Source organism: Candidatus Regiella endosymbiont of Tuberolachnus salignus, assembly GCF_964020115.1.
Lineage (GTDB): Bacteria > Pseudomonadota > Gammaproteobacteria > Enterobacterales > Enterobacteriaceae > Regiella > Regiella insecticola.
Genome location: NZ_OZ026542.1, coordinates 1,672,715 through 1,690,508, shown reverse-complemented (window position 1 = coordinate 1,690,508; position 17,794 = coordinate 1,672,715). Strand labels below are relative to the sequence as shown.

Genomic DNA, 17,794 nt, shown 5'->3' with positions numbered 1-17,794 from the left:
AAAATGTATACCCAATGAATTTCGAGTTACGGCAAGGCGGCCAGGGCGACCGACCGATGAGCGTAGATAGACTACGTGATTCGGCGAGCACCCGCCGCCAACGCCGCCGTAACTTGAAAGGCGAAGGGTATATGATGGATAGGTTTGTATTTATACTACAGTAGATGTGTTTATAAACTGCCTGGATGACATTGAATGGGAAATCTTGGGTGAAGCTCGTAAAATATTTTTTGATTTTTGTGATTTGTTGCATTTTATTGGGAGCAGTTTCAATATTTTGCTTATACAAATATATTGATCAGCAGCTACCTGACGTTGCTGTGCTGAAAGATATTCGATTACAAACACCGATGCTGGTGTACAGTGCTGAGGGTGAATTGATTGCACAATACGGTGAAAAGCGACGTATTCCATTGTCTTTAGGTCAGATACCACCGCAGTTGATCCAAGCTGTTATTGCTACCGAAGATAGTCGTTTTTATAAACATCACGGTATTGATCCCATTGGTATTTTGCGTGCTATTTTCGTTGTATTATCTTCTGGGTATGCTTCTCAGGGCGCTAGTACTATTACTCAACAATTAGCCAGGAATTTTTTCTTAAATCGAGAGCGGAGTATCATTCGAAAAATTAAAGAAATATTTTTGGCGCTTCGTATTGAGCGATTTTTGACTAAAGATGAAATTCTCGAGTTGTATTTGAATAAAATTTATTTCGGTTATCGTGCTTATGGTGTTGGCGCCGCAGCAGAAGTTTATTTTGGTAAAAAAGTGAGTCAACTCACTTTGGCTGAAATGGCAATGATCGCCGGCTTACCTAAGGCACCTTCTATTTTTAATCCATTGTATTCCTATCATCGAGCGATGAGCCGTCGAAATGTAGTGCTAGCGAGAATGTTAGAGGTCAATTACATTACTCAAAAACAATATAAACAGGCAGGTGATGAGCCCATAGTCGCTAACTACCATGCCCCACAAGTTGAATTTTCAGCCCCTTATCTGAGTGAAATGGTACGTCAAGAAATGATAAAACGCTTTGGTGAGAATGCTTACACTGATGGTTATCAAGTCTACACGACCATTACTAAAAAATTACAATTGGCGGCAACTAAAGCACTAAGAGTCAATGTGCTAGCTTATGATATGAGACACGGTTATCGTGGCGCATCTGGTGTGCTATGGAAAGCAGGGGAAGTAGCGTGGGGTTATGAACAAATCATGGATTGGTTAGGCACCTTGCCTGTTTATGGCTCATTGTTACCGGCTGTAGTGACTCAAGTGAATGAAAAAAATGCTACCGTCTTACTCTCTGATGGTAACTATGTCATTTTATCAATAGAGGGGGTTCGTTGGGCTCGTCCTTTTAAATCTGACACTCTTCAAGGAAAAATACCTAAACAGGTGAATGATGTGGTTCATCTTGGGCAGCAGATTTGGGTAAGAAAAGTCAATAATAGTTGGTGGTTAGCACAGGTGCCCGCTGTCAATTCTGCGTTAGTTTCTATCAATCCTAATGACGGTGCGATTAGCGCATTAGTCGGTGGTTTTGATTTTAATCATAGCAAATTTAATCGTGTGACCCAGTCATTACGTCAGGTAGGATCGAATATTAAACCTTTTTTGTATGCGGCTATATTGGATAAAGGGTTTACATTATCCAGTATTTTTAATGATTTGCCGATTTCTCGTTGGGATGCTGGAGCGGGTGTTGAGTGGCGCCCTAAAAATTCTCCCCCGACTTATAGCGGTGCTATCCGTTTGCGTCAGGGCTTAGGGCAATCGAAAAACGTCGTTATGGTTAGAATAATACGTTCTATAGGGGTTGATTATGCAGCTGATTATTTGCAACGTTTTGGTTTTCCAGCCCAAAATATCGTTCGGACAGAGTCATTGGCTTTGGGATCGCCTTCATTCACGCCGTTACAGCTGGTGCGCGGTTACTCGGTCTTAGTTAATGGCGGTTATTTGGTTGATCCCTATTTTATCAGTAAAATCAGCGATAATACGGGTAATCTGTTGTTTGTAGCACAACCTAAAATAGCCGGTGAGCGTTTTAATCCGCCTGTTATTGAGGAAAAGATTAAATCCTCGGCAGTAATTTTTAACGAAAATAGAACGGTTTTAGAAATTAATCAGATCAGTCACCTACCTGCACGGGGAGCAGCACCGATAGAATTATTGGCCACTAAAGGAAATAAAAAAGAGAAGAAGCAAAAATATGCGCCTCAAGTGATCAGTGGGCAGTTATCTTTTTTGATGCGTGATGTGCTGAATAGCAATATTTTTGGAGAATCAGGCTGGATGGGAACAGGTTGGCGAGCGATAGGTGATCTAAAGCGTAATGATATTGGTGGAAAAACAGGGACGACGAATGATTCAAAGGATGCTTGGTTTTCTGGCTATGGGCCAGACATAGTGACCTCTGTGTGGATTGGCTTTGACGATCACAGCCGAAGTTTAGGCCGCAGTAGTGTTGCTGGTGTAATAGAAAATCAAATCTCTGGTGTTGAAGGAGGAGCCAAGAGCGCTCAGGGAGCTTGGAATGATTTTATGAAAGTGGCTTTAGCGGGTATACCGGAGAGAAAAACCATTCCTCCTGAAGGTATTGTTAGTGTGATGATTGATAAACAGACCGGTAAATTATCAAAAGGCGGTTCTGGGAGTCGTGTAGAGTATTTTATTGAAGGAACACAGCCTACGGTGTATCCGGCACGTGAGGTAGCAACTAAGGTGGAGACTAAATTAGCAGTGGATGATGATCAGGTTGAAGAGTTATTCTAAGAGCCTACTCAAAAAATTAGATAATATGTTAAAAAATCATCGGCCTAAAAGTGTAACTCATTCAATACAAGATGCATCTATCCACGAAAACGACGATAAATGCATGAAGTTGAAAAATATTCGGAAAGAGACTCCGGAGGAGCGTGCTTTACGTCATCCTGGTGGCGAAAAACAGGCTATCATGCTTTGTATCGCCTTATCACTTTCATTCTTTAGTCTAATTAGCCCTGCTTTAATATCATTTTGGTTGATGTTTATTGCTTTAATCATCATGGTGTGGTTATGTTGGCGATTATTTCGTCCGTTTTCCCCCACAGATTTACAGGAGATATATTGCTTAAATGGTACACCAAAACGTTGGGGGCTATTTGGCGAGTCACATCAAAATCAAATGGATAATATTTCTTTGGGTATTATTGATTTGATTTATCCACTCCATTGGAGACCTTATATCGTTAATGATTTAGATAAAAAAACAGATATAGATATCTATGCTAATCGGCGAGTTATACGTCAAGGGCGCTATTTGTCGCTTCATGTGGAAGCAAAATATTTTCCTTTACACGGTTGGAGAAAAAATCTCATTTTAGTAATGGGTTCATTACTGATTTTAATTATGTTGCTATTTTATGCTCCTTTGAGCTTACCACTGAAATTGAGTATCAATTGGATTCAAGGTGTTCAACGTCATAAAGTAACAGATATCGAGACCCTAGCAAAAATCCCACTGCGTGTCGGTGATATGTTGCAAATTCAAGGCCGGGGGATGTGCTATGTTCCTCCTAGCAGTAAACAGAGCCATAATTTTGTTTTTACGCCTTTTGATTGCTCGAGTATCTATTGGAATAAAGGGTTACCTTTACCACAACCTGAATCAGCAGTCATTGAAAAAGCTGCCGCGTTAATGAGTGCGGTTAAACAACAATTGCACCCACCCATGCCCTCTCTACAAACCAGGAGTGATACTAATACAACACTACCATCAGCGGTAACGGTTGAAAAACCGGAAATGGCACTGCTAAAAAATTTTGCGGATATCGTTTTAAAAACGGGAACATTATGTGAAAAAACATCAGATTGTATTCGATTGAAAAATGCGCTAGTTAACTTATGTAATACTAACGACTGGGCTTCGTTAGTCATCAGCGCACGTTCAGGTGCCCTGAGTGGCGTGAATGTGTTATTGCGCCCTGTCAGCGCAAATGCATTGAAAAAACTGATTAATATAGTAATTTCATCGTTTGTTTATCGTGAAACCCACAGAGCCACTGAGATTTTGAGTAACCTTGTCCCTGGCGGCTTTTTAATTATCAGCGATGAAGGAAAGCAATGGGTGGATCACCCTGCTCCTTCGGTGTCACTATTTGAATATAGTGCTTTGGAGCAATGGCGAGAGCTACAACGTCTTTCTAATCAGTTACTCAATACCTCGTTCAAAGCCGAAGGTATTGTCAGCCATATTTTCTTAGATACAAATGGCACTTGCCATATTACTCTACACAACGAGCCAGGAATGAGCACCTTAATCCGTTATCTAGGTACTAGCTTGTTATTGTTTGTGTTGATTATTTTTTTGCTGACAAATAGCTGGCTTTGTATCAGCCGTGCTCGAAAGAATCGTCATCGAATGAAGGATATTCAACATTATTACGCCGCTGTACAGAGTGAAAAGTTTGTGACATGTTCCCCTCCTACTAGCCACAACCCTTCAAGTTGCCGCTAGCGGCGGCCAAGGCGTGTAGACCTACTACGTGATTCGGGCGAACGCTTGCAGCTAACAGCAAAGGCGAAGGGTATATAGAGCCGAATCAGTCTAATTTGATTCAAGGCGGAGGAGCACAGGCAGTACAAAATAGAATCAAGTTAAAATGATTTGGCTATAGAAATTCATTGGGTATACATGAAAAATTGATGATCGAGGAGTTGGTATGAAGTTTGAACAGCAATTCGCCGTTTATGGTATCAAAAATGTCAGCGAGGTTATTTATAACCCAAGTTATGAGTGCTTATTTAAAGAAGAAACCAAGCCAGAGTTAGAGCGCTATGAGCGTGGTATCGTCACCGAGTTAGGCGCAATTGCTGTTGACACAGGTATTTTTACCGGGCGTTCACCTAAAGATAAATATATTGTACGTGATGAAACGACAAGTGATGTTTTATGGTGGTCTGATCAAAATAAAGGTAAAAATGATAATAAGCCGTTGACTCAGGAAACATGGAGCCAGTTAAAACAATTGGTCACTCGGCAACTTTCAAATAAACGTCTATTTGTCATTGATGCTTTTTGTGGCGCAAATAAAAATAGTCGTCTGAAAGTTCGTTTTATTACTGAGGTTGCTTGGCAGGCTCATTTCGTCAAAAACATGTTTATCCGTCCGTCTAATGAAGAATTGGAGCAGTTCGAGCCTGATTTTATTGTGATGAATGGTGCCAAATGTACCAATCCACAATGGCAACAACAGGGATTGAATTCAGAAAATTTTGTCGCCTTTAACCTGACCGAGCGTATGCAACTGATTGGCGGTACCTGGTATGGTGGTGAGATGAAAAAAGGGATGTTTTCAATCATGAATTACCTATTGCCATTGAAGGGCATCGCTTCGATGCATTGCTCTGCCAATGTGGGGGAACGAGGCGACGTTGCTATTTTCTTTGGTTTGTCTGGTACGGGGAAAACGACGTTGTCTACTGATCCTAAACGTCAACTTATCGGGGATGATGAACATGGTTGGGATGATGAGGGGGTATTTAATTTTGAAGGCGGTTGTTATGCCAAAACCATTAATTTATCCGCCGCGGCAGAGCCTGATATCTACCATGCTATTAAACCTAATGCACTACTGGAAAATGTCGTGGTGTTGGCGGATGGCACTGTTGATTTCAATGATAATTCGAAGACTGAAAATACGCGCGTTTCCTATCCTATTGATCATATAAAAAATATTGTTAAGCCTATCTCTAAAGCTGGGCATGCTAAAAAGGTAATTTTTTTAACCGCTGATGCTTTTGGTGTATTACCCCCAGTGTCTTGCTTGAATGCTGATCAAACGCAATATCATTTTCTGTCAGGTTTTACTGCCAAGCTAGCGGGTACTGAATGTGGTATAACCGAACCGACACCGACTTTTTCAGCCTGTTTTGGTGCTGCCTTTTTACTGCTACATCCGACAAAATACGCGGAGGTTTTGGTAAAGCGAATGCAAGCGGTAGGTGCTCAAGCGTATTTAGTGAATACCGGCTGGAATGGTACTGGTGAGCGTATTTCTATCAAAAACACCCGTGCTATTATTGATGCTGTTCTTAGTGGGGAAATCGATAAGGTGACTACTTTTACTACCTTGCCGGTATTTAATTTGAAGTTTCCAACCACATTACCTGGCGTGGATGCTAGCATTCTCGATCCTAGAAATGCTTATAGCAGTTTTAATCAATGGCAACAAAAAGCTGAAACCTTGGCACAGCGTTTTATCACTAATTTTGATCAATATACTGATACACCAGCAGGTAAAGCTTTGGTCAGCGCCGAGCCAAAAATTTAATGAGGTAAAAATTTTTGAGCAGTTGCACCCTTGTTTATTTCATTGGGTGCAGTAGCGTACTAGTAGTGATGTCATGCGGTAAAATCTTCGAAATGGGTTTGTTGTATTTATCAAAACCGTTCTTAATGCAAAATGCTTTAAAATCATCTAGACAACAGACATTGGCTTTTTTATACATACTCTGTAATTTATTTTCTATGGTTCTACAAGAAAGGCCTAATATTTCGGCGATTACTTTACATTTTATTGATTGCATTAGAAAAAATATTACCTCAAGCTCTTTATCAGTGAAGAAATTTTTTTTCTTCTGTATTTTGATATTTTGATCAACCCCTGCGTTAAGTGATGCTTCATTTAGGTATTGTATGGCTGAGAAAACTTGCAATTTTTTGGTATGTAAGATAATACCCATACAATTCCCTTTCTCATCATAGAAAGGGGCTTTTTTACAAATATAGGGTTGAATTATTTCTTTACTGCCAAAAGGATAAATATTAAGTGAAAAGACATTTTTTTCTGATGCTTGAACTTCACGGTCATATTTATGGAAATAAGAAGCAGATTTTGAGCTAGGGTGAGGAATGTCACTGTCTAATTGATTTGTAATATTAAACTCTGTCGGTAAGTTTAATAATTCTATATATTCAGCATTGGCATATAAATACCGTGATTCATAATTTTTAATTGCCCAAGGCTCACTGCTATTGTCACATAATGAGATGATCTGTCGTGAAAGCTGAGTAGAAATACATTGAGTGCCATGTACTGGAGAAGGTTGCTTTATTTCAGCCATTTCAGATCCCTATTAAATGTCAGGGTAAAAATTACTTTAGTCATATTAGAATTACAAACGCCAGTTCGCTTTAATCATTAATTTAAATGATGATTTTTTACTCTTTAATGACGCGATGGAAATATACCTCCTCATTCGAGATCTTTTTTAACCGTCCGAAAAGATTTCGAATAGGTTTCCCACGAGGAGGTATATATATTTAACAGATACGAAACGATAATAAAATCCCTGGTGTTAGCATTTTTTTATTATTTACACTGATAAACTCTTATCGCTTATTCAATTAGAATTATTATAATAGCGACTTATTTTTTTATTTTATCAGTTAAATTCTGTACCTGATGTACTGCATGATAACAATGATGACAGGTAATAAAAGAGTGCATAATACTCCTATTGAGTATTATTTTAGATTAAATAGTGTTCAGGATCTCTGCTGGCTGGGATTACGTAATAATTTGATTCAAATTTAGGATAATACTATGTTATGGTTTAAGAATTTAATGATTTATCGATTGAGTAAGAATACTTTACCCTCCGCAGAAAAAATAGAAGAAAAATTAAGTCAGTTCATTTTTTCTCCCTGTCCTCGTCAAAATATTTCGACAATGGGTTGGGTTTCACCTATGGGATCACAGAGTGATGCGTTAATACATAATATTAATAATCAAATTATTCTTTGTATTCGTAAAGAAGAGAAAATTTTACCGACAGCGGTAATTAAACAAGAGTTACAAACTCAAGTTGATCGTTTAGAAAGTGAGCAGCATCGTAAACTTAAAAACACCGATAAAAAAGCACTTAAAGACGACATTGTAGCTAGCTTAGCTGCGCGTGCTTTTAGTCGCTTTAGTCAAACGTTGTTATGGATTGATCATATTAATAATTTTATTATGATTGATGTTGCTAGCGCTAAACAGGCAGAGGATGCTTTGGCATTATTACGTAAAAGTTTAGGTTCTTTACCCGTTGTACCGCTAAGGCTAGCAACGCCGATTGAATTTACTTTGACACAGTGGATAAAATCTGGCGACTTACCCAATGATTTCACGCTCATGAATGAAGCAGAATTAAAAGCAGTTCAGGAAGACGAAGGGGTTATCCGCTGTAAGCAACAAGATTTAGTCAGTGATGAAATTGCTTCACATATCGAAGCGGGCAAACAAGTCACTAAATTGGCACTAGATTGGCGAGGGAGTCTACAGTTTGTTCTGAACAACGACGCTTCATTAAAACGTTTAAAATTTGCCGACACACTACGTAAACAAAATGATAATATCGACCGCGAAGATTTTGCCCAACGTTTTGACGCCGATTTTATTCTAATGACTGGCGAACTGAGCTGTTTGATTAGCAAAATTATTGACGATTTGGGCGGCGAAGCACATTCGATAAAAAGCTGATAGATAGCATAATCAAATGAAAAATAATAAAGAAAATGACACGATAGTTGCTCAAGCCACTCCGCCTGGGCGTGGAGGTGTCGGGATATTACGCATTTCTGGCGCGTTGGCGAGCGCCGTAGCACAAGCCATACTGAATAAATTACCCACCCCCCGTTACGCGCATTATCTGAAATTTTATGATGCAGATAGCAGTAGTATCTTGGATCAAGGTATTGCCCTTTACTTTAAGGGACCCCATTCCTTTACTGGCGAAGATATTCTTGAATTGCAAGGCCATGGTGGTCCCATTGTTTTAGATTTACTACTAAAGCGTATTTTGGCGCTGCCATTACCCGGATTACGTATCGCACGCCCCGGCGAATTTTTAGAACGTGCTTTTCTAAACAACAAAATCGATTTGACACAGGCCGAGGCGGTTGCTGATTTAATTAATGCCAATTCAGAGCAAGCCGCTCGCTCCGCAGTCAATTCACTCCAAGGCGTTTTTTCTGATCGTATTAAGGCATTCAGTCAAAGTTTAATTGATTTGCGCGCTTATGTTGAAGTGGCCATGGATTTTTCAGAAGAAGAAATCAATTTCTTGTCGGATGGTAAAATTGAAGACCAACTTAATAACATCATTAATGAATTGAAAAAAGTACAAGCCGCTGCCCATCAAGGTAGTTTATTACGTGAAGGGATGAAAGTGGTTATCGCTGGCCGCCCCAATGCAGGTAAATCGAGTTTACTTAATGCATTAGCGGGCAAAGAGAGTGCGATAGTGACCGCTGTTGCCGGTACTACTCGCGATGTATTACGAGAATATATTCATATTGATGGTATGCCGCTACATATTATCGATACTGCTGGGTTGCGTGAAACCAGCGAAATAATAGAAAAAATCGGCATCGAGCGAGCTTGGCATGAGATAGAAAACGCCGATAGCTTGCTGTTTATTGTTGATAGTAGCACCACAGAAGCAAGGTTACCGGATCCAGAATTGATTGCACGCCTGCCGACTACGCTGCCTATCATTGTAGTGCGCAATAAAATAGATATGACGGATGAACAATGTGGCTTAACTGAAGTTAAAGGGTATCCCGTTATTCGTTTATCCGCCAAGACAGGTCAAGGTATAGAAAATTTGCAGCAGTATCTTAAAAAAAGCATGGGGTTTACTCAGCATCCTGAAGGTCATTTTTTGGCGCGTCGCCGTCATTTGGATGCGTTAGAAAAGGCGCTTAAACATCTCAACAACGGCCACGAACAATTGGTGATTATGCAGGCGGGTGAATTATTAGCAGAAGAATTACGTTTAGCGCAATCTGCATTAGAAGAGATAACGGGGGAATTCAGCTCTGATGATTTACTCGGAGAAATTTTCTCCAATTTTTGTATTGGGAAGTAAGCTTTTTCGTGATAATCGCTCCATAGTGCGATGAATACTGGAAAAACAGAAAGGAGTAGATTTTAATATTCACGCGAAGCTTGGTAAAAATTTCTACTCAATTCGTAGATTAAAGTGACTAAGATTGGTGTAGACTAAGCACCAGTCTATTTGTCAGTATGCAGTAGGTGAAGATGGCTCGCCTCATTATAAGACCCTCTCTATACCCTATTTTACAGGAGGCTTAATGGAGCGAATGAATAATCAATTAAGTTATCTCCTGTGAACATAAACATCGTACATTTATTAAATGGCAATTATATTTTGTTGCTATTCGTTCTCCTAGCGCTCGGACTCTGCCTTGGTAAAGTCCGATTCGGCTCTATCCAGCTCGGTAGCTCGATCGGGGTTTTAGTGGTATCGCTGTTGCTTGGGCAGCAGCATTTCACCATGAACACTGAAGCGTTCAATCTTGGCTTTATGCTATTTATTTTTTGTGTTGGTGTTGAAGCCGGCCCCAATTTCTTTTCTATTTTTTTTCGTGATGGAAAAAATTATCTGATACTGGCTACAGTGATGGTCAGTAGCGCTATGATATTAGCCTTAGGTTTAGGTAAATTATTCGATTGGGATATCGGTTTGACTGCGGGTATCCTTGCCGGATCAATGACATCTACCCCCATTTTTGTTGGTGCCGGTGATGCATTACACCATAGTATTAGTAGTGTCTCATTGCTGCAGCATGCACAGGATAATTTGAGCCTCGGTTATGCTGTAACTTACTTAATAGGTTTAGTTAGCCTCATTTTCGGCGCGCGTTATCTTCCTAAATTACAGCATCAGGATCTCTCCACCAGCGCTCAGCAAATTGCTAGAGAGCGCGGGTTGGATACTGATAGTCAGCGTAAAGTGTATCTACCTGTTATCCGTGCTTACCGAGTGGGCTCTGAGCTCGTTGCTTGGGCTGATGGAAAAAATTTACGTGAATTAGGTATTTATCGCCAAACGGGCTGTTATATAGAACGTATTAGGCGCAATGGAATATTGGCTAATCCAGATGGTGACGCCATTTTACAATTGAGCGATGAAATATCCTTGGTGGGCTACCCTGATGCTCACTCCTGTTTGGATCCCAGTTTTCGCAATGGTAAAGAAGTTTTTGATCGCGATTTGCTGGATCTACGGATCGTTACCGAAGAGATAGTAGTAAAAAACAGTAATGCCGTTGGAAAACGACTGGGTCATTTGAAGCTGACTGACCACGGCTGTTTTCTTAATCGTGTTATTCGTAGTCAAATTGAAATGCCAATCGATGATAATATCGTATTGAATAAAGGGGATATTCTTCAGGTGAGTGGTGACGCTCGACGAGTAAAAAGCATTGCCGAAAAAATAGGTTTTATCGCTATTCATAGCCAAATTACTGATTTGCTCGCATTCTGTGTTTTCTTTATTCTGGGGTTAATGATTGGACTGATTACTTTCCAGTTTAGTAGCTTTAATTTTGGCATTGGTAATGCCGCTGGATTATTGTTATCAGGGATTATGTTAGGGTTCTTACGTGCTAATCATCCTACTTTTGGCTATATCCCTCAGGGTGCTTTAAACATGGTGAAAGAGTTTGGTTTGATGGTGTTTATGGCAGGTGTAGGGCTCAGTGCTGGAGGGGGGATAAGCAGTAATTTTGGTATTATCGGTATTCAGATATTGTTTTCTGCTTTGATAGTGAGTCTGGTGCCCGTCGTTATTTGTTTTTTGTTTGGGGCGTATATTTTACGTATGAATCGCGCCTTGTTGTTTGGTGCTATTATGGGAGCACGCACTTGTGCACCTGCTATGGATATTATTAGTGATACCGCCCGCAGTAATATTCCAGCGTTAGGTTATGCAGGTACTTACGCCATCGCTAATGTGTTACTTACACTAGCGGGTTCCATGATAGTGATCCTTTGGCCTTGCCTGGCAGGGATTATCGCTTAGCGCCTATCCCCTTCGCCTTTGAAGCCGCCGCGTTGTTGGCTGCGGGACATGCGCCCGAATCACGTAGTAGGTCTACGCTCATCGGGTCACATGCCCTGGCCGCCTAGCGGCAACTTCAAAGGCAAACGGTATACACTTCGGAGATTCGATTGATTGCCGCCTTGTCGTAACTCAAAATTCATTGGGGATATTCGAAATCTCTTGTGCTCGCTAATACTTCGTCAAAGAAGATTTGCACAGGCTCTTAAACTTTATAGATTTTATGAACAGTTTAACAATGGAACAACTGAATCATTTCTTTTTTACTATTATTAACGCCACTCCGAGCTCTTCTGTTGTCATGATTATGTTCGCTAGTATGGTTGCTAAGTATGTTATTTTTATTATCCCACTACTGCTAGTGGGTTTGTGGTTATGGGGGCCTTCTGATCGTATTGTATTATTGCGTCAATTGCTGGTTAAAACTGCTATTGCATTGATATTTGCGCTCTGTGTTGCTTATCTGATAGGACATCTATTCCCCTCCGATCGGCCTTTTGTTAAAAATTTTGGTTATACCTTTTTGTTTCACGCTCCTAATAATGCTTTTCCGAGTAATCACGGTAGCGCTATATTCACTTTTGCATTGGCTTTTTTATTCTGGCATAGGCTTTGGTCTGGTATCAGCTTAATGATAGTTGCCTTGGCGATTGCTTGGTCACGCATTTATTTAGGTCTCCATTGGCCATTGGATATGCTAGGTGCCTTTTTCGTTGGTTTGATCGGTTGTTTTCTATCACAACAGGGCTGGTGTCTGTGGGGGAATAGTATCATGAGAAGGTTATTGAGGTTTTACCGTTATTGCTTTGCGTCGCTAATTCGTAAAGGTTGGGTAAACAATTAATTTTACGGTCGTGGGATTTTATATATCAACAGAACCAATATATTATTATTTATATATAGATAAAATTAAAAAGTAAATCTGTAAAGTAAATAATACTTAAACAACCGTTGTAAAATTAATTTATTTTATATTTTATTCCCCCGCAAAATTAATCGAAATTTTCAGTGCAATTGGCATATTATAATCATTATTGATTAAAATTATTTAATAATTATTGTAAGAAAATAATTAAAATATTTAAATAATTTTTCATTGCGGCGTTTATTCTATATTTGCGAGCATGATCACGGTAGTATTTGGTAATGAGAGTTATCTTTTTATTATTAAGAGTGATTGTGAGCTCGTTTTATTTGCTCAAGGAGGTTTGTACCCACAGTCTTTCAAGTTGTCGCTAGGTGGCCAGGGGAGGGAGAGCGATGAGCGTAGACCTACCATGAGGGCGAGGGCTCGCAGCCAACAGCGCGGCGACTTCAAAGGCGAAGGGTATATAGCCAAGTCATTTTAACTTGATTCTATGTTGTCGCCGCTTGCCGTACTATTTGTACCGTCTGTGCTTCTCGGTTCTGAATCAAATTAGACTGATTCGGTTATATATAAAAATTAAAAATTTTAGAGTATTGAATACTTATTTTTTTAAGTAGGCAGTGTTGTCAAAAAAATAGGGAGCTATGACTTAGTGGACGATAGAAATAGGATTACCCATTCAGCTAATTTAAATTTAACATTTTGTCGTATAATACTGAAAAAAAACAATCGATAAAAAAATATAATCACATTATTTTTACTGAGTTTTTACTCAATTTGATTACAGGAACCAATAATCTGTTGACCAGATATCTAATTGTCAAATCTTAATTTTAATTTACGGTGTTTAAATCGGAGATATTTTATGGGCACGACTCAATCTGGCGTCATTGCTTCTGCAAAAGCAAATTCTGCTAGCAGATGGCAGACGAGTGACACCATGTGGGTGTTAAGTTTGTACGGTACGGCTATTGGCGCTGGTGTTCTTTTTTTACCAATTAGTGCGGGCGTGGGGGGGGTACTACCACTGATTATTATGGCAATCATTGCTTTCCCAATGACTTTTTTTGCCCATCGTGGTCTGTGTCGTTTCGTTCTATCTGGTAAAAATCCGGGTGAAGATATTACTGAAGTTGTTGAAGAACATTTTGGTATTGGGGTTGGTAAGCTGATTACCTTACTTTATTTTTTTGCTATCTATCCCATTTTGTTGGTTTATGGTGTGGCTATGACGAATACGGTCGATAGTTTTATCGTACATCAAATGGGGTTGCCATCGCCTCCACGTGCCCTTTTGTCACTACTTTTAATTATAGGGATGATGGGCATTGTTCGGTTTGGTGAGGGTTTTATTCTTAAAGCGATGAGTGCTTTAGTCTTTCCTTTCATTGCCATATTGATGTTACTTGCGCTCTATTTAATTCCAAATTGGTCAGGGGCGATTTTTCAACATACCTCGATGCCCGAAAGTGGTAGCGGTATATTAATGACTTTATGGTTGGCGCTTCCTGTCATGGTGTTTGCTTTTAACCATTCTCCTATTATTTCGGCTTTCGCTGTGGCAAAACGTACGGAATGTGGTCATGATGCGGAGAAAAAATGTTCACGTATTTTGGCCTATAGCCATGTCATGATGGTTTTGACGGTTATGTTTTTTGTTTTTAGCTGTGTGTTGAGTTTGTCTCCGGCTGAGCTCATGGAAGCGAAATTACAAAACATCACTATCCTTTCTTACTTGGCTAATCGTCTTAATACACCAATCATTGCTTACGTGGCTCCCATTATTGCTTTTGTAGCGATAAGCACGTCTTTTTTTGGTCACTATTTAGGCGCTCGTGAAAGTTTTAATGGTATTATCATCAAATCGTTGCGCAGTAAGGGGAAAAGGATTAATGCTGATAAATTGAATCGTATCACCGCATTGTTCATACTGCTTACCTGTTGGGCAGCAGCAACGCTCAATCCAAGTATTTTAGGGATGATTGGCAATTTGGGTGGGCCTATTATTGCGATGTTACTCTTTATTATGCCAATGTATGCTATCCATAAAGTGCCTGCCATGCGTAAATACAGCGGTCATATTAGTAACTGGTTTGTCGTTATTATCGGATTGACGGCTATTTCAGCGATCCTTTATAGTTTATAGACGGCTATTTCGAGTTTATTGGGGTAATCATTATTATTGGCTGACAATATTATGTCAGCCAATATACCCTTCGTCTTTGAAGCCCGCCGCGTTGTTGGCTGCGAGTCCTCATGGTATGTCTACACTCATCGGTCGGTTGCCCTGGCAGCCGAAGGCAACTTCAAAGAGAACGAAGGGTATATATCGTCGATTTCAGTAGGCGATCAATTACGTTGTCGTTGCTTTTGCAAAAAATGTACGCCTTTATCTGGAAAGTCAGTAAAGGCACCATCTGCATTCACTTTGTCATAAATAATTTCATATAATTTATCGACATCGGTGACATATTTAGGCAGAGCGTCAGCACGAATAGTATAAGGATGTATTAGCAAGTTATTATCATGCGCTTCTTTAGCCATGTCTGTTAATAAAATTTTTTCTGGGGTTGATTTATCATCGATTAGCATATGGTAACTCGAGCCGATACCATCAGCGTATTCTTTGATTTTTTTCATTGCGCCTGGTTGTAACATCCAGTCATAGTTGTAATTCGTCCATTGACCATTGGGCTGCTGCTCGAAAGTTTCTTTATCATTAGTGTAAGCTATCAATTGGAGCAATTTTAGATCCATTCCCATTTTGGGCTCCAATTCATATTTAATTCGCTTTAATTCATTAGCATCAAAGCATTGCAGATAAACTTTGTCTTTTTTACTGGTATAGCCGTATTGTTTAAGTATCGCTAATACTTTAGTCGAAATATCTTTTCCTTCCTGGCGATGGAACCAGGGTGCTTTAATTTCAGGATAGATACCGATATTTTTGCCCGTTGAATGGTTTAGCCCTTGAACAAACTCAATCTCTTCTTGGAAGGTATGTATCCGAAAATCAGATTTACCCATAGGAAAGCGTTTGGGATAGCGTTGTATTTTTTTACCGTTTTCAATATCGAAGACTTCGCTGGCTTTTAATGACTTAATTTCGGCTAGAGTAAAATCAATGACATAGTGGCGTCCATCTTTACGTACCCGATTGGGGAATTGTTCAGAGACATTGGTTACTTTATCTAGATAACGATCATGTAATACAATCAGGTGATCATCTTTAGTCATCACCAAATCTTGTTCTAAATAATCGGCTCCCTGCGCATAAGCCATCGCTTTAGCAGAGAATGTATGCTCTGGTAAATAACCACTGGCGCCACGGTGAGCGATAACGAGTTTTTCACTGGAGGGGATCAGGGCGTAAACATTATTTATTATTAATAACGCAAGCATCATACTTGCTAGAGCCTTAATGTAAATTGGCATATTTTATCTTTCCTTGTTTTGTATGTAAAAAAATCCGTGGCAGTAAAGATGACACTATGGCTTGAAATTGCTAAATATATAAAAAGTAACTAGATGTTTTTACTGATCAACGCTTCGTGATGTTTTTTCTCGCTTAACATAACCATGATTAACAACATAACCGCGATAATGCTACCTGCAATCATCACCATAAATCCGCCATCCCAACCAAAAAAATCAACGGTATACCCTACTAAGGCACTGGCCGCCACAGAGCCGCCCAAATAACCAAAGAGACCAGTAAAACCGGCTGCGGTTCCGGCAGCTTTCTTTGGTGCTAATTCTAATGCATGCAGACCAATCAACATGACCGGGCCATAGATCAAAAAGCCAATAGTGATCATACAGATCATATCAATAATGGGATAACCAACGGGATTGAGCCAGTAAACTAGGGTAGCAAGGGTGACGAGGAGCATAAAAAATACGCCGGTTGCGCCCCTATTGCCGTTAAAAACTTTATCTGACATCCAACCACACAATAATGTGCCGGGAATACCCGCATATTCATATAAAAAATAAGCCCATGATGATTTGTCCAAAGTAAAATGTTTTACTTCTTTCAAATAGGTGGGAGACCAGTCAAGAATGCCGTAGCGTAATAAATAAACAAAAACATTCGCAACGGCGATGTACCATAATAATTTGTTAGGCAAAACATATTGCATAAAAATTTGTTTTGCGGTTAATTCTTCTTCTGCTTTTTCATTGTAATCATCTGGGTAATCGTTTTTGTATTCTTCAATGGGGGGCAAACCACAGGATTGGGGAGTATCGCGCATCAGAGCAAAGGTAATGAGTGCTACCAACATGGCGCTAAGCGCTGGCATGTATAATGCCGCCTTCCAATCATTAAACCAAGCCATCCCCAACAGAAACAATAATGGCGGTAATCCCCCGCCAACGTTATGAGCACAATTCCAAATAGAAACAATAGTGCCGCGTTCTTTTTTTGACCACCAATGCACCATGGTGCGACCACAGGGTGGCCAGCCCATTCCTTGAAACCATCCGCAAAAAAATAATAGTACAAACATCACAGTGATGCTTGATGTTGCCCAGGGAACAAAGCCCATAAATAGCATCACGGCAGCAGAGAGAATCAGTCCAGCAGAGAGAAAGACACGTGGATTAGAGCGGTCAGAAATTGATCCCATAATAAATTTTGATAAGCCATAAGCGATAGAAATTCCAGACAGAGCAACCCCTAAATCACCGCGTGAGAAACCGAGTTCGATTAGATACGGCATTGCCAGCGTAAAATTTTTACGTACCAGATAGTAAGCCGCATAACCTAAAAATATCCCCATAAAAATTTGCCAACGTAAACGGCGATAGGTGGGATCGACCTGTTCTATGGGTAACTTACTTTTGTGGGATGCAGGCTTAAAAATACTCAACATAAGTGTCTCCGGTAGTGGGGTTTTGCAATATACCCTTCGCCTTTGAAGCCGCCGCGTTGTTGGCTGCGGGTGTTCGCCGAATCACGTAGTATGTCTACGCTCATCGGTCGGTCGCCCTGGCAGCCGAAGGCAACTTCAAAGGCGAG

11 protein-coding genes and 1 pseudogene are annotated in these 17,794 nt (G+C 40.0%); 9 read left to right on the top strand and 3 right to left on the bottom strand.

The features are described 5' to 3' along the window. The first annotated feature begins 14 nt into the window (after positions 1-14). From AACL30_RS08710 to pckA, 4 genes and pseudogenes are all read left to right on the top strand, one after another. Positions 15-164, top strand: a complete 150-nt coding sequence (locus AACL30_RS08710) for a hypothetical protein (RefSeq protein WP_339056360.1) — start codon at positions 15-17, stop codon at positions 162-164. A gap of 45 nt (positions 165-209) precedes the next feature. After that, entirely contained in the window at positions 210-2,780 is a 2,571-nt protein-coding gene (mrcA, locus tag AACL30_RS08705) for a peptidoglycan glycosyltransferase/peptidoglycan DD-transpeptidase MrcA (RefSeq protein WP_339056359.1), read from the top strand. Between the two features lie 28 nt (positions 2,781-2,808). Continuing rightward, positions 2,809-4,503, top strand: a pseudogene (locus tag AACL30_RS08700) (IgaA/UmoB family intracellular growth attenuator); the annotation flags it as partial. A 205-nt stretch (positions 4,504-4,708) separates the two neighbouring features. Then, complete coding sequence (pckA, locus tag AACL30_RS08695; RefSeq protein WP_339056358.1) at positions 4,709-6,319, top strand: phosphoenolpyruvate carboxykinase (ATP); 1,611 nt, start codon at positions 4,709-4,711, stop codon at positions 6,317-6,319. 34 nt (positions 6,320-6,353) lie between these two features. Here the strand turns inward: pckA and AACL30_RS08690 are convergent, their stop codons facing one another. Beyond that, positions 6,354-7,112 carry a helix-turn-helix transcriptional regulator gene (locus AACL30_RS08690; RefSeq protein WP_339056357.1) on the bottom strand — a complete coding sequence of 253 codons (759 nt, stop codon included), beginning with the start codon at positions 7,110-7,112 and terminating at the stop codon, positions 6,354-6,356. Positions 7,113-7,594: 482 nt separating this feature from the next. On the opposite strand from AACL30_RS08690, the gene rdgC reads away from it, so the two are divergent. The 5 genes from rdgC to AACL30_RS08665 all read left to right on the top strand — a co-directional run bounded on the left by rdgC (position 7,595) and on the right by AACL30_RS08665 (position 14,917). After that, on the top strand, positions 7,595-8,515 hold the full coding sequence (gene rdgC / locus AACL30_RS08685) for a recombination-associated protein RdgC (RefSeq protein ID WP_339056356.1): 921 nt from the start codon (positions 7,595-7,597) through the stop codon (positions 8,513-8,515). A gap of 16 nt (positions 8,516-8,531) precedes the next feature. Next, positions 8,532-9,905 (top strand): tRNA uridine-5-carboxymethylaminomethyl(34) synthesis GTPase MnmE, encoded by a 1,374-nt coding sequence (gene mnmE, locus AACL30_RS08680; RefSeq protein WP_339056355.1) that lies wholly within the window; start codon positions 8,532-8,534, stop codon positions 9,903-9,905. Positions 9,906-10,166: 261 nt separating this feature from the next. After that, positions 10,167-11,864, top strand: coding sequence for an aspartate:alanine antiporter (locus tag AACL30_RS08675; RefSeq protein WP_339056354.1), 1,698 nt, complete (start codon positions 10,167-10,169; stop codon positions 11,862-11,864). 277 nt (positions 11,865-12,141) lie between these two features. Then, a complete protein-coding gene (ybjG, locus tag AACL30_RS08670; RefSeq protein ID WP_339056353.1) occupies positions 12,142-12,747 on the top strand; it encodes an undecaprenyl-diphosphate phosphatase in 606 nt (201 codons plus the stop codon). An 889-nt stretch (positions 12,748-13,636) separates the two neighbouring features. Then, positions 13,637-14,917 (top strand): HAAAP family serine/threonine permease, encoded by a 1,281-nt coding sequence (locus AACL30_RS08665; protein WP_339056352.1) that lies wholly within the window; start codon positions 13,637-13,639, stop codon positions 14,915-14,917. A gap of 203 nt (positions 14,918-15,120) precedes the next feature. On the opposite strand, the gene glpQ is transcribed toward AACL30_RS08665, so the two are convergent. Further along, positions 15,121-16,206: a glycerophosphodiester phosphodiesterase gene (gene glpQ / locus AACL30_RS08660; protein ID WP_339056351.1), complete on the bottom strand. Its 1,086-nt coding sequence runs from the start codon at positions 16,204-16,206 to the stop codon at positions 15,121-15,123. An 89-nt stretch (positions 16,207-16,295) separates the two neighbouring features. After that, complete coding sequence (gene glpT / locus AACL30_RS08655) at positions 16,296-17,648, bottom strand: glycerol-3-phosphate transporter (protein WP_339056350.1); 1,353 nt, start codon at positions 17,646-17,648, stop codon at positions 16,296-16,298. Positions 17,649-17,794: the final 146 nt, after the last annotated feature.

Excerpts from the sequence above, each read along its gene's own strand:
- AACL30_RS08710 (WP_339056360.1), top strand. The coding sequence starts at position 15 with ATGAATTTCGAGTTACGGCAAGGCGGCCAGGGCGACCGACCGATGAGC.
- pckA (WP_339056358.1), top strand. The coding sequence starts at position 4,709 with ATGAAGTTTGAACAGCAATTCGCCGTTTATGGTATCAAAAATGTCAGC.
- AACL30_RS08690 (WP_339056357.1), bottom strand. The coding sequence starts at position 7,112 with ATGGCTGAAATAAAGCAACCTTCTCCAGTACATGGCACTCAATGTATT.
- rdgC (WP_339056356.1), top strand. The coding sequence starts at position 7,595 with ATGTTATGGTTTAAGAATTTAATGATTTATCGATTGAGTAAGAATACT.
- mnmE (WP_339056355.1), top strand. The coding sequence starts at position 8,532 with ATGAAAAATAATAAAGAAAATGACACGATAGTTGCTCAAGCCACTCCG.
- ybjG (WP_339056353.1), top strand. The coding sequence starts at position 12,142 with ATGGAACAACTGAATCATTTCTTTTTTACTATTATTAACGCCACTCCG.
- AACL30_RS08665 (WP_339056352.1), top strand. The coding sequence starts at position 13,637 with ATGGGCACGACTCAATCTGGCGTCATTGCTTCTGCAAAAGCAAATTCT.
- glpQ (WP_339056351.1), bottom strand. The coding sequence starts at position 16,206 with ATGCCAATTTACATTAAGGCTCTAGCAAGTATGATGCTTGCGTTATTA.
- glpT (WP_339056350.1), bottom strand. The coding sequence starts at position 17,648 with ATGTTGAGTATTTTTAAGCCTGCATCCCACAAAAGTAAGTTACCCATA.